A 13172-nucleotide genomic window follows, 5' to 3' on the forward strand; every position below is an offset into this window, starting at 1 on the left:
GATGATAAAGAAATTTTCTGGAAAAGAGGACGGCAGCATACTCGTTTTGTTTGCAGTTGGTTTGGCAGCCTTGATTGCGATGACGGGCCTTGTTATAGATGGCGGACATTTATACATGCAGAAAAGCCGTCTCCAAAAGACTGCAAATGCTTCCGCATTATCAGGCGCACAGGAAATACCGAATAGTAAAATCGCGGTCCATGAGGTGGTTAGCCATATCCTTGCCTCACATGGGGAAGAAAACAGCCTTCAGCAGTCCAGTATTGAAAATAACAGCAAGCTGTATGTAGCTCTTGAAAAAAATGTCCCCCTTTTCTTTGCCACGCTGTTCGGGGTGGATAGCCTGCCTGTGAAGGCAGATGCAAAGGCAGCATTAGCTCCAATGGGTGCGGCAAAGGGGGCTGTTCCATTAGGAATTGATGAATCGGTTGCTCTTCAATATGGCCAGGCATATCAGCTTAAGGTAGATTCAGGGGATTCGGCATCTGGTAATTTTGGGGTTCTTGCTCTTCAGGGACCTGGTGCAAAGCTATACGGAGAAAGCCTGACATATGGGTTTGACCAGCCTCTAAAGGTCGGGGATATCATCAATACACAGACAGGGAATATTGCTGGCGAAACACGCTCTGCTATTAATTACCGGATTGACGCATGCCCTTCTGGCGACTATTTGATCAGGGATTGTCCCAGAGTGATGCTGGTTATCGTTTATAAGCCATATGAAGTGGCAACGAATCAGCTGAAAAGCATTAAAATAACAGGATTTGCTTATTTTTATGTCACGGACCGCATGGGAAGCAGCGATGATTCGATTAAAGGCATTTTTATAAAACGGACAGGCGCCGGAACCGCTGAGGCAGGTATGCCTCTTGACCGGGGAGCTTATGCGGTGCGGCTGACAGAATAGGGGGATGGACAGATGAAAACGAAAAAATTATTGTTTCTGGCGATTGTTTCTGGCCTAATGACAACCCTCCTTTTCTATTTATTTATTAATAGGGAAAGTACAGCACCAGCAGATGCGACTGTTCCTATGGCGACAGTGGTTACAGCCGGCATGGATATCAGCAAGAACGAGAAAATGACGAAAGAAAACCTTTCAGCAGCTGAATTTCCAGAGGATCAGATTCATCCTGACGCTGTCCGCGATCCCGAATCGATTATAGGCAAGTATGCTTCTGCAGATATCAAGCAAGGCGAGATAATCATGCTTCACAGGGTCTATGAAGCGAAGGAAGAGGAAAAAGTCATTTCAAGAAAAATAAGTGAAGGCTATCGTGCGGTATCCATCAGCACGGACTTTGTCAAATCTGTCTCCAATCAAATTGAGCCTGAGGATTTGGTGGATGTGGTGCTCAGCGAAGAAACTCCTTCAGGTGATTCTGGCATAAAAACTGAACTGATACTGGAAAAAGTCCGAGTTCTGTCTGTAGGAAAAAGACTCACAGAAAAGCAAAATACTGAAGCCGGTACAGGGAGCGAACCGGAGTATTTGGCTGTAACCCTTGAGCTGAAGCAGGAGGATAGCGTAAAAATCATTAATTCAAGCGAACGCGGAAATCTGCATTTAGTACTGAACAGCCAGCTTTCATCAAAGGAAGAAGCTGAGACAGGGGAACAGGAGGAACAGGTAAATCCTGAGCCTGATATCCAATTAGTTACGCTATCAAAACGTTCCATTATTCGCAAAAAGCCTCATCTCAATGGCTATATCACATCGATCGTTGACCAGGATACCAAGCTGAAATTCCTTGAAAAACAAGAGACGGATGAAGAAGGCAGACTATGGCTTTTTATTGAAACTCCTGATAAAAAACAGGGCTGGATCAGCAGCAGAATCGTCAAGCAGGAGGGTGAATAGAGAGAAAGGAGCGGTTAAGTTGGCTGAATCGTTTATAAATGAAAATGCACGGGGGAAAATGATTGTTATTTGCAGTGCTTCAGGCGGCACAGGGAGAACAGCGGTAACGGTCAATTTGGCTGCGATGCTTGCAAAAAGAAAGGTTAAGGTAGATATACTCGATGCTGATTGGCAGTTTGGCGATATTGCAATGGCCCTTAATCTTGAGCCTGCTGTGACCATTAAAGAGATAGCAGAAAAACAGGATAGGAGGAATGCCCGGAATTACTCCATTCTACATTCCACAGGAATCAGGGTATTGGCTGCACCGGACCGGCCGGAATATGCAGACATGATTACATCAGATGTCCTTGAAGCAACAGTCAGCGCGCTTCTTTCGGAAACTCAGGTGCTTTTGGCTGAAACACAGGCAGGGTTAAACGACAGGAACATTCAGCTAATGGAGATGGCAGACATCATCCTCCTGATGACAACTCCCGGAATAGGATCGCTTAAAAATACAAAGCTGATGGCTGAAACACTGGAGGCTCTTGAATTAAAGGACAAGGTAAGGCTGTTAGTCAATCAAAAAGCCGGTTCAAATGCCATTAAAGATAGCATGATTCCAAAGCTTGTAGGAGTGGAGCCATTCTATTTTTTGCCGTTAGAAAAGACACAGTTAGCAAGCTCTCTCGATTTAGGGGAGCCAATCGTGCTCAGTCATCCAAAGCTTCGTTTTTCAAAAGGAATCGAAGGTCTGGCTGAACGGCTTTATCCTCAGGAAAAACAGTCCGCAGATTCCAATTTCATAAGGCTGTTTCAAAAGAAAATAACAGGTGTAAGGGGAAGAGTAGATGAGCTTATTGGAAAGAATTCAATCGAAGAATCAGAAGGAATTCAAAAAAACCAATGAAGAACCGCTTCATTCTAAGCGGAGCGCTGATGCAAAAGGTCCTGAATCTTCTGCAGATCTGCCTGTGAAGCCGGAGAAAAAGCCTAAAAAGACGACTAACATTGAAAAGAAAAAAGCGTCAGCACCTAAAAATGAATACCAGCAGATGAAGGATCTTGCTTTCAAATATATTCTAAAAGAACGCAAAGAAGAGGATGTAGAAGAAATTGCCGGGGATCTCGACTCGATTATTTCAGAAATTCTCCAGGAAAATGAGGCAATGAAGGCTTCACTCGATATTGAAAAGCTGAAGGAAGAATTGACGAATGATTTAACGGGGTATGGCCCCATTAACCCATTGCTCCTTGATGAAGATGTCTCCGAGGTTATGGTAAACGGTCCCGATCAGGTATATGCGGAGCGGGGCGGCCGTTTGCAGCTGACAGATATAACCTTTCGGGACAACGATCATGTGATGGCCGTATTGGAAAAAATCGTGGCACCCCTGGGACGGAGAATCGATGAGAGCAGTCCAATGGTGGATGCGCGCCTCAAGGATGGTTCAAGGGTAAATGCCATAATTCCGCCGCTCGCACTGAACGGCCCGACGATTACTATCAGGAAATTTTCGAAGGATCCTTTTACAATCCATGATTTAATCCGCTTTGGAACATTAACAGCCGAAATGGCCGACTTTATAGAAGCTTGTGTAAAAGCAAAGCTGAACATCTTTGTAAGCGGGGGAACCGGATCAGGCAAAACGACAACATTAAATGTATTATCCTCGTTTATATCAAATGATGACCGTATCGTCACAATCGAGGATGCAGCAGAGCTCCAATTGGGGCAGGAGCATGTGGTCACGCTTGAAACCCGTCCTCCCAATATTGAAGGCAATGGTGCGATTACCATCCGGGATCTTGTCAGGAACTCGCTTAGGATGAGGCCTGACCGTATTGTTATTGGTGAGGTGCGAAGCGGGGAAGCCCTGGATATGCTGCAGGCCATGAATACAGGGCATGACGGCTCCCTTGCAACCGGACATGCGAATAGCCCGCGCGATATGCTGTCCCGTTTGGAAACAATGGTGCTGATGGCAGGAATGGAGCTGCCAATCAAAGCAATCAGGAGCCAGATTGCCGGGGCACTTGATCTCATCATCCAGCAATCAAGGCTCAAGGACGGCTCGCGAAGAATTACAAACATAACGGAAGTACAGGGCTTGGAGGGAGATGTCATTGTACTTCAGGATATTTTTGTTTTTGAGCAATATGGAGTTGGGGAAGATGGAAAAATCATAGGCAAGCTGGTTCCTACAGGTGTACGGCCAAAGTTTTATGAGCAGATGGAGCAGGAAGGGATTTATCTTCCGCCTTCCATTTTTCAGGAAAGGGTGGAGTAAGGATGGCAGTGGTTTTGTTTTTGTGTCTTTTTACGACTACTTTCCTTTTTCTTTATTCTTTAAGTTCCATTCGGTCCTCTAAAAACAATTGGGCAGAAAACACCAAGCTGGAATCTATAACCATTAAGCAGTTGCTGAAAAAAGGAAACCTCACATTAAAAGCGCTGCTTGTTAAAAAGAAAAAGAACAGCAGGCAGGCTGACCGGCTGGAAGCGCAGCTCAGCCTGGCCGGTGTCCCGATGAAAGCGGAAGAGCTCAAAGTATTTCAATGGTTTTCTGTTATCATCAGCGGAGGGATCCTCTATATTTTAGCCAATGAACTTTTTTTATTGGCCGCAGGCGCAGTAATTGGTTTCTTCCTTCCTAGGCTATGGCTTAAGCAAAAGCAAAGAAAGCGCATCAAACAGTTTAACGCTCTCCTGCCGGGAATGCTTAATTCCATCATAGGTTCACTTAAGGCCGGCTTTAGCTTCCTTCAATCTATGCAAATGGTGGCAGAGGAATCCGGCTCGCCAATCAAAGAAGAAGTCCAGTATGTGCTTAAATCCCTTCAATATGGAACATCAATGGAGGATAGCTTAATACAATGGAAAGAACGAATGCCAAGTGAAGATTTAAGCTTGCTGGTGGAGGCCATCTTAATTCAAAGGCAGGTTGGCGGCAATCTTGCCTATCTGCTTGAAAAGATCGTGGACACAAACAGGGAACGAAATAAACTGGAAAACCAGATCAAGACACTCACAGCACAGGGAAGGCTTTCGGGCATAATTATTAGTTTTCTGCCGATCGGTTTAGGAATAGTTATTTACTTCATGAATCCTGACTATATAGGCACTCTTTTCAGCAATCCCATTGGACAGGCCATGCTAATTGCAGCCGTAGCCGGCCAGGTGATCGGGTTTCTCTTTATAAGGAAAATTACCACAATTGAGGTGTGAGGCATGTCTATCATGTATATAAGCATTTTTATTTCTTTGAGTATGTTTTTTTATGCCATGCTGGCCATCCAATCTTCCAAGAAGATTCATATGGAGAAACGGATCCAGTTCTTCTTTGAAAAAAATGCTCAAGTACTTTTGGAAGAGAATGAAGCGGAAATTCAGGAGTCATTTTCAGAACGGGTTTTAATGCCACTATGGAAAAATCTCAAGATAAAGTTTCAAAAAAGCCTGGATAAAGAAAAAACAAACCAGCTTGAGCTTAGGCTGGCACAGGCGGGATATCCTTTTGGATGGAGTGCGATTGAATTTAAGATTATCCAGACCTCTATTCTAGCGTTTATGCCGATCTTAGGCTTTGGCTTTGCCTATTTGCTGAACCTTGAAAATCATCTAAAGCTCCTTTTTTCCATGCCATTTTTTATTGTGGGATTCATAGCTCCATCCATGTTTCTAAAATCAAAAATGCAAAAAAGAAATAAGGAGGCGTTAAAGGAGATTCCAGATACACTTGACTTACTGACGATCAGTCTTGAAGCAGGGCTTGGGTTCGATGCCGCCCTGAGCAAGGTTGTTTCCAAGAAAAGTGGCGTCCTATCTGATGAGTTTACTTTTGCATTGGAAGAAATCAGAATTGGCAAAACCAGAAAAGAAGCGCTCGGTGGAATACAGGAACGCCTGCAGATAGATGAATTGAAAAACTTAATCTATTGTATTGTACAAGCAGAAAAGCTGGGGATTGGGATGGTTTCAGTTCTGCGGGTGCAGACTGAGGAAATAAGGGAAAAAAGAAAGAACAGAGCAGAGGAAGCCGCAATGAAGGCACCGATAAAAATGCTGTTCCCTCTAGTTCTATTTATTTTCCCGACCTTGTTCATAATCTTATTGGGACCTGCCATTCTGCAGTTTATGGAGTCTTTTTAAATTCAAGAAACAGAATATATCAGCCTGAAGAAATCCAAAAAGCGCCTGAATTGGCGTTTTTTCATTAATTAGAGCTTTTTAAAAAGGTGCTTCTGTTTGTATGCATCCAAAAAAACAATGTATTGCCGGTTAAATCAAAAGTAAAATCCTTATTTACAAAATCCGCTTTCTCCATTGCAATTTGAACTGGCTTAAGCTCACATTTATATATATAACGCACCATATGCCCTTAGGTGTTTTACCACCGTTCGGTTGTTATCTTCCCCGTATTTTTTAACTGAAGAGGTTTAAGAATATGCTCCTGGAGGAATTGTTCATAGGACAGGCCTGAAGTTTTTTCGATTATGGCTGTCAGCTTTAGCATGACTTCGCCTTTATAGGCAACGAGAACTGCACCGTTAAAATGATTATTGGCAGCCAGGCTGTCCATATAGTGGTGTAAATTTTGTTTTACCGCCATGTTAAATTTCCGCCTTTAGGTATATTTTTTTATTGTCTATCATATAAATTGGCTGTTGTCTGTTTTTCTCCTTTCTTCAATAATTATATTTTAATAAGTTTTTACATAAAAAATGAAACCAAATAGCTTTTCATTCGTCTATATATACGTGAGTTTATTTTCTGATTAGTAATTAGACGATTCTATTGTTTTATAGTAAGATCAGTTAAAAAACACTGCGGTTTCAGAGCCTAAAGTACTGTTCTTATAGGCTGGAATAGCTGTTTTATCCGGACATGCTTGACTTTTTGCAAAAACAGAGTATAGTTATATTCTTGCGCATCAATTTTATTTAATTTCTTTGTTTGTTCATAGTTTATTAATATTTAACAGTTATGATAAATACTAGATTGATTGCCAACATATGATTTTATAATGGATAGTGAATTATGTTAGAATAATGTGCTAGAAGGTAGGTGTATGATTTTGAATACTTTACTTCAAAAGAGTCATGGTATTTTTAATAAATATATTGGCTTTTTCTTTTTGGCAGTATTTCTGCTTTGGATGAAAACGTATATAACTCAAATGACACAATTTAATTTAGGTATTGAAAGTACTTTGCAGCAGATCCTTTTATTTATTAATCCGCTTGGGTCTTCACTGCTATTTTTAGGACTTGCATTTTTCTTTAAGGGAAGGAAAAAATACATTGCCTTAATGGCTATTTATTTCCTTTTATCCTTCCTGTTATTTGCGAATGTGGTGTACTACCGTTTCTTTAATGACTTTATAACGCTGCCGACTTTGACTCAGACACAAAACTTTGGCGATGTAAGCAGCAGTATAAGTTCTTTGTTAAAGCCTTATGACATCCTTTTCTTTGTTGATGTTCTTGTTCTTATCGGCTTGCTTGTTTTTAAAGCCGTGAAAGTCGAGAAAAAAGATATGTCCCGCCGCAAAGCAGCTGCTTTAATTTATGTTTCATTAGCTGTCTCCTTTGCAAACCTTGGATTAGCAGAAACGGACCGCCCGGAGCTTTTAACAAGGGGATTTGACCGAAACTATATCGTAAAATATTTAGGAATGTACAATTATACAATTTATGATGCTGTACAAAGTACGAAAGCATCCGCTCAAAGGGTTATGGCGGATAGCAGTGATACAACAGAAGTGATTAACTTTACAAAGTCTAATTACGCAGAACCCAATCCGAAGTATTTCGGCAAAGCAGAGGGCATGAATGTGATTTATCTGCATCTTGAATCCATTCAGACTTTCCTAATGAATTACGAGTTGCATGGAGAAGAAGTAACTCCATTCTTAAATTCATTAACAAGAGAAGAAAATACCATGTATTTTGATAATTTCTTCCATCAGACTGCGCAAGGTAAAACAGCAGATGCAGAGTTTATTCTGGAAAATTCCCTATACGGATTGCCGCAGGGTTCAGCTTTTACTACAAAAGGCATGAACACTTATCATGCTGCTCCAGCTATCTTGAAGGATAAAGGCTATACGTCTGCAGTATTCCATGGCAACTCGGGAAGCTTCTGGAATCGTAATGAGATCTATAAATCATTTGGCTATGACAAGTTTTATGATGCCAACTTCTATGATCTAAAGCCTGAAGACATGGCTGACTATGGATTAATGGATAAACCTTTCTTTGAACAATCCATGCCATATTTGGAATCACTTCCACAGCCATTTTACTCAAAATTTATTACTGTATCGCATCACTATCCGTACCATATGGATCAGGAGAAGGCGACGATTGAGCCACATACAACTGGCGATAAATCGGTGGATAACTACTTCCAGACAGCCCGTTATGCTGACGAAGCACTTAAAGAGTTCTTTGAGCAGCTTAAAGCATCCGGCCTGTACGACAACTCCATTATCGTAATGTACGGTGACCATTATGGCATTTCCAAAAACCATAACAAAGCAATGGAAGAAGTACTCGGCAAAGAGATTACACCGTTTGATAGTGCTGGACTTCAGCGTGTTCCATTATTTATTCGTGTACCTGGCATGGAAGGCGGAGTAAACCATGAATTTGGCGGACAGATTGATTTAATGCCAACCCTAATGCACTTGCTGGGTATCGATACTAAAGATTATCTGCAGTTTGGAACAGATTTATTATCAGAACAGCACGATGATCTTGTACCATTCAGAAACGGAGACTTTATGAGCCCAACAATTTCTTCTGTTGACGGCAAGTTCTATGATTCAACAACTGGTGAACTGCTTGAAGAAGAACGTTTTGAAGAGGCGGAAAAGCTTCAGGATAGTGCAGAACAAAAACTGGCGCTTTCCGATAAAGTAGTAAATGGCGACCTTCTGCGTTTCTACAAACCTGAGAATTTTGAACCTGTAGACCGTTCGGAATATGACTATAAACCGGAAGATTCTGAAGGTGCAAATTCTGAAATGGAAAATGAAAAAACAGTAGAAGAACCATCTAATGAATAAATAAAGAAGGCTGCCTGGGTAAATCCAGGCAGCCTTTTTGCTGTTTTGGGATTAGGGATGTTGGTCTTATAGTGCCTTGCGTTCCCTTATGCTTTCTTTAACACGTGGGGATTCGTTGGTTTGACGATCCTGTTCAGATAAATAATATTCCGAGCTGAAGGAGTTTTTTGGTTCTTCCAGCCAGAAAAAGCAAATGGCAAAGCTGATCAGCGCCCCGGCTGCCAGGATAAAAAAGAAAGTCTGTGGTGAAACGAAAGTATACAGGGTTAAATAGATCGTTGCGCCGACATTTCCATAAGCTCCTGCCATTCCGGCTATTTGCCCTGTTATCCGTTTTTTTATCATGGGAATGACGGCGAAGGTTGCCCCTTCAGCTCCTTGTATGAACATGGAAGTCAGAATGGTCATCATAACAGCAGCGAATAATGGCCAACTGGAATCGATAAACCCCATACCCAAGAGGCCGGCCGATATACCAAGCATATAAACTAGCATGACTCTCTTTCTGTTTCCCATCCGATCTGAGAGCATCCCGCCAAGCGGACGGGCAATAAGATTAATAAAAGCGAAAGAAGCTGCGATCAATCCGGCTGTCGAGGGTGTCAGGGAGAATGTCAGCTGAAAGAACATGGGCAGCATTGATACAATCGCAAGCTCTGCTCCGAAATTCGCAAAGTATGTACTGTTCAACGCAGCCACGTTTTTAAACTTATATTGATCTTCCTCAGGAACTCCAGCTTTTAATATAGGAATATTCACTTCCAATATCTTATAAACCTGTATAATAAAAGCCAGTCCAATCAGGCTCCAGACAATATTTAAAGCGCTCTCCGAAATAAAGCCCAGATTTTCAATTCTCCAGGCACTGACGGCTAGAGCACCTCCAAGCGGAATGGACCATACGATTAGCCGAAACATATCTCCCCATGTGCTAACCTCCATTGCCCCTGATCTTTTCGGTTTAACGAGGGCTTTTCCTTCAGGGGTATCCTTTACAGCCCAAAAATAGAATACCCCATAAACAAGACAAATGAGTCCTGTTAAGGCTAAAGCATATCTCCATCCATCATCGCCTCCGAAAAGGTTTAGGCCGATAACCGGCAGGATCATGGCTGCAGCTGCAGATCCGAAATTTCCCCAGCCCCCATAAATTCCTTCTGCAAAGCCGACATCTTTTGGGGGAAACCACTCAGAAACCATTCGGATGCCAATGACAAAGCTTGCGCCTATACTGCCGAGGACTAAGCGGGATATCATCAGCTGGAGCCAATTATCTGCAAATGCAAAGATTAACGCCGGGATGGACATGACAATCAATAGAGATGAATAAACCAGTCTGGGGCCATACCGATCCAGCAGGTTCCCAATTATGATTCTGGCTGGAATCGTTAAGGCGACATTCAGAATACCTAGTGCGGCAATATGTTGTGCAGTAAGCCAATTCATTTCCTCCAGCATGGTGGTAGCTAGAGGAGCCATGTTGTACCACGTGAAAAATGAAATAAAAAACGCGAGCCATGTATAGTGCAATACCTTCATTCGATCATCTTTAAATTTGAATACATCTGCAACCTTCATTAAAAATTCCTCCCTCAATATCTGAATATTTTAATATCATCGCATAAATTAAATTTTTATGTAATTATTATGTAAGGTTTTCTTACATAAGTAAAAATTCCTGTTTTCATCTGTATGCATTGGTGCCAGCTGGATTAAACGCTTACATATCAATAAAAAATAAGTAAAAACGTAGCATAAAAAGTAAATCTGCAAGATGGGGCAAAAGTTTTGTCATGATAAAAATAATCAAAAAGTTATGTTAATTACAAAATCTATGTGATAAGATCTAACATAACAAAAAGAAAAATATAGAAAGGTGGGAAGCGAGTTGCTGGAGGGTTACTATGGCTAAAGAAAAACTGATTCTTATTGGAAACGGAATGGCAGGAGTTCGCTGTATAGAGGAAATCCTCCATTATGATCCCGGCCGGTTTTCCATTTCGGTTTTCGGAAGTGAAAACCATCTAAATTACAATCGCATCTTATTGTCTTCTATCCTGCAAGGGAAGTCTTCCCTTGAAAATCTGACAATCCATAAATCTGATTGGTATGTGAAAAATCAAATCGAATTATTCAAAAATGAAACAGTTATGAAGTTGAACACTGCGAAAAAGAAAATTACCACAAATAAAAATCGAAAAGTTTCCTACGACAAGCTTATATTGGCTACCGGCTCTACTCCTTATGTCCCGCCGCTCCCTGGCTGCAGCAAAGAAGGAGTAATGACATTCCGTACTATAGAAGATTGCAGGCAAATCATTCATTCATCAAAAAAAGGTGAAAATGCCGTTGTAATTGGGGGAGGCTTGCTGGGATTGGAGGCTGCCCAAGGCCTTATCCATTTAGGAATGGATGTCCATGTTGTGCATAATGCAGCAAGAATCATGAATAAACAGCTGGACTCTAAAGCAGCAAATCTTTTGCAAAGATCGCTTGAGAAACAGGGCATGAAGTTCTTATTGGAGAAGGAAACACAGTCCTTTGAAGGAAGCAGCCGTGTCGAAAGGGTTATTTTTAAAGATGGAACAGAACTTCCGGCTGATCTGGTGATTATAGCAGCTGGTGTCAGGCCTAATATTAAGCTTGCGCAAGATTGTGGAATAAAAACGAATCGGGGAATAATGGTCAATGATTTTATGCAAACGAGTATCCCTGATATTTATGCTGTCGGTGAATGTGCTGAACATAGAGGGATGGTTTACGGACTTGTAAAGCCGCTGTATGAGCAGGGAAAGGTACTGGCGAAACATATCTGCGGAAAGTTTACTGAGGAATATAAAGGTTCCATTTTATCTTCGAAGCTGAAGATATCCGGAACGGAAGTATTTTCTGCAGGAGAGCTTTTTGAAAAAGGCTATAGAAAAGCTTTGACTTTATATGACGAAGATGAACAAACGTATAAAAAAATTGTTTTTAAGCATAACAAAATGGCTGGATTTTTATTAATGGGTGACATAAAAGACCATGTAAGGTTATTGGACATGATGGAGAAGAAGAAAGACTTTTCCGATGAGGAAAAGCTGCTTCTTTTGAATTCTTCTAAAAAGGAATACAGCATAAGTTCAATGGCTCAAACCGGTATCGTTTGCAACTGTAATGGCGTCACAAAAAAGGCGATTGCAGAAGCTGTTCTAACAAAAGGGCTGAAGACAGCAGAAGAAGTGACAGAATATACAAAGGCTTCTGGGACATGCGGAGGATGCAAGCCGCTGGTCGAAGAGCTTCTGTACTATATAAAAAGCGATGGTTTCCATGAAGATATCGAACCTGAAACATTATGTGCGTGTACGGATCTATCAGAAGAAGAGGTTGTAGAGGAGATTCAGCTTCGCGGATTGCAAAGTGTGGAAGGGATATTTACAGATCTTGGCTGGCGCAAAGAAAAGGGCTGCCCCATCTGTGTGCCTGCTTTGCATTATATCCTGCGAATGACAGTTCCCGATTATGAGGGAGATGGCCAATCTGTCTTCGTTGGTGAAACACACAACGCAGTTAGGGAGGCAAACGGCACCTATACAATCAAACCGCAAATATATTTGGGAGAAACGAACAGCAGTCAATTGCAAAGAATAGCAGACGTGGCTGAACAATACAGTATTCCGGAAATAGTCATCAGCAATGACGGACGAATCATGCTAAAAGGAATCCAAGAGGAAGATTTGCAGAAAATTTGGCAGTCCTTAAACATGAAATTAATCCCTATACATGACAATAATTCAGTCAGCATCACCTTGCTTACCGGTTTCAAAGGCTGTGGCTGTGAAAATGGTACTTCAAAGAAATTGGCTGTCCAGCTTCAGAAAAAAACGGAATATCTAGTATCTCCGAACCGGCTGGAAATTGGAATCGCTTCTTGCATCCATGGCAGGGCAGGCTTTGGTGTTAAGGATATTGGGGTCATCAGACTTAGACAGTGCTGGGAAATCTATATCGGCGGAAATGCAGGATTCCAATTAAAAGCTGGAGAGCTTCTGGCTATTGCTTCAACTGAGAAGGAAGCGGAAGAGGTGATTTGCACATTGGTTCAATATTTCAGGGAATCCGCCAAATATTTGGAGAGCGTTTCGGAATGGACAGAAAGGATTGGGCTTATACACCTGCGGGAAGTGGTGTTTGATGTGGAGCTAAGAAAACTCTTAATCCAGCGCCTTGCAGAAGATTCATATAATTGCCGCCAAAAGTTACCCGTTTTTTAG

10 protein-coding genes are annotated in these 13172 nt (G+C 41.7%); 8 read left to right on the forward strand and 2 right to left on the reverse strand.

The features are described 5' to 3' along the window. Position 1: 1 nt before the first annotated feature. Genes DFO73_RS17500 through DFO73_RS17525 form a run of 6 tightly spaced genes read left to right on the forward strand, consistent with a single transcriptional unit; the run spans position 2 to position 5996 of the window. Entirely contained in the window at positions 2 to 907 is a 906-nt protein-coding gene (locus DFO73_RS17500; RefSeq protein WP_110066001.1) for a TadE/TadG family type IV pilus assembly protein, read from the forward strand. Positions 908 to 919: 12 nt separating this feature from the next. Continuing rightward, complete coding sequence (cpaB, locus tag DFO73_RS17505) at positions 920 to 1861, forward strand: Flp pilus assembly protein CpaB (protein ID WP_110066002.1); 942 nt, start codon at positions 920 to 922, stop codon at positions 1859 to 1861. Next, positions 1854 to 2753, forward strand: coding sequence for an AAA family ATPase (locus DFO73_RS17510; protein ID WP_181396042.1), 900 nt, complete (start codon positions 1854 to 1856; stop codon positions 2751 to 2753). The genes cpaB and DFO73_RS17510 overlap by 8 nt, the downstream gene beginning before the upstream one ends. Next, entirely contained in the window at positions 2695 to 4134 is a 1440-nt protein-coding gene (locus tag DFO73_RS17515; protein ID WP_110066004.1) for a CpaF family protein, read from the forward strand. The genes DFO73_RS17510 and DFO73_RS17515 overlap by 59 nt, the downstream gene beginning before the upstream one ends. Before the next feature lie 2 nt (positions 4135 to 4136). After that, positions 4137 to 5072, forward strand: coding sequence for a type II secretion system F family protein (locus DFO73_RS17520; protein ID WP_181396043.1), 936 nt, complete (start codon positions 4137 to 4139; stop codon positions 5070 to 5072). 3 nt (positions 5073 to 5075) lie between these two features. Continuing rightward, positions 5076 to 5996, forward strand: coding sequence for a type II secretion system F family protein (locus DFO73_RS17525; protein WP_110066005.1), 921 nt, complete (start codon positions 5076 to 5078; stop codon positions 5994 to 5996). A gap of 238 nt (positions 5997 to 6234) precedes the next feature. Here DFO73_RS17525 and DFO73_RS17530 read toward each other — a convergent pair whose 3' ends face one another. Then, on the reverse strand, positions 6235 to 6456 hold the full coding sequence (locus DFO73_RS17530) for a serine hydrolase (RefSeq protein ID WP_110066006.1): 222 nt from the start codon (positions 6454 to 6456) through the stop codon (positions 6235 to 6237). A gap of 459 nt (positions 6457 to 6915) precedes the next feature. Between DFO73_RS17530 and DFO73_RS17535 the strand changes: the two genes are divergently transcribed. Further along, a complete protein-coding gene (locus DFO73_RS17535; protein ID WP_110066007.1) occupies positions 6916 to 8916 on the forward strand; it encodes an LTA synthase family protein in 2001 nt (666 codons plus the stop codon). A 66-nt stretch (positions 8917 to 8982) separates the two neighbouring features. Here the strand turns inward: DFO73_RS17535 and DFO73_RS17540 are convergent, their stop codons facing one another. Then, positions 8983 to 10494, reverse strand: coding sequence for a NarK family nitrate/nitrite MFS transporter (locus DFO73_RS17540; RefSeq protein ID WP_110066008.1), 1512 nt, complete (start codon positions 10492 to 10494; stop codon positions 8983 to 8985). A gap of 326 nt (positions 10495 to 10820) precedes the next feature. Here DFO73_RS17540 and nirB point away from each other — a divergent pair, with 326 nt between their 5' ends. Continuing rightward, a complete protein-coding gene (gene nirB, locus DFO73_RS17545) occupies positions 10821 to 13172 on the forward strand; it encodes a nitrite reductase large subunit NirB (protein WP_110066009.1) in 2352 nt (783 codons plus the stop codon).

This window comes from Cytobacillus oceanisediminis, assembly GCF_003182355.1.
Classification (GTDB): Bacteria; Bacillota; Bacilli; order Bacillales; family Cytobacillaceae; genus Cytobacillus; species Cytobacillus oceanisediminis_A.

What these genes read in the sequence shown, in the direction of transcription:
- nirB (WP_110066009.1), top strand. Translation starts at nt 10,821, where the DNA reads ATGGCTAAAGAAAAACTGATTCTTATTGGAAACGGAATGGCAGGAGTT.
- DFO73_RS17520 (WP_181396043.1), top strand. Translation starts at nt 4,137, where the DNA reads ATGGCAGTGGTTTTGTTTTTGTGTCTTTTTACGACTACTTTCCTTTTT.
- DFO73_RS17535 (WP_110066007.1), top strand. Translation starts at nt 6,916, where the DNA reads ATGATTTTGAATACTTTACTTCAAAAGAGTCATGGTATTTTTAATAAA.
- DFO73_RS17540 (WP_110066008.1), bottom strand. Translation starts at nt 10,494, where the DNA reads ATGAAGGTTGCAGATGTATTCAAATTTAAAGATGATCGAATGAAGGTA.
- DFO73_RS17500 (WP_110066001.1), top strand. Translation starts at nt 2, where the DNA reads ATGATAAAGAAATTTTCTGGAAAAGAGGACGGCAGCATACTCGTTTTG.
- cpaB (WP_110066002.1), top strand. Translation starts at nt 920, where the DNA reads ATGAAAACGAAAAAATTATTGTTTCTGGCGATTGTTTCTGGCCTAATG.
- DFO73_RS17515 (WP_110066004.1), top strand. Translation starts at nt 2,695, where the DNA reads ATGAGCTTATTGGAAAGAATTCAATCGAAGAATCAGAAGGAATTCAAA.
- DFO73_RS17525 (WP_110066005.1), top strand. Translation starts at nt 5,076, where the DNA reads ATGTCTATCATGTATATAAGCATTTTTATTTCTTTGAGTATGTTTTTT.
- DFO73_RS17530 (WP_110066006.1), bottom strand. Translation starts at nt 6,456, where the DNA reads ATGGCGGTAAAACAAAATTTACACCACTATATGGACAGCCTGGCTGCC.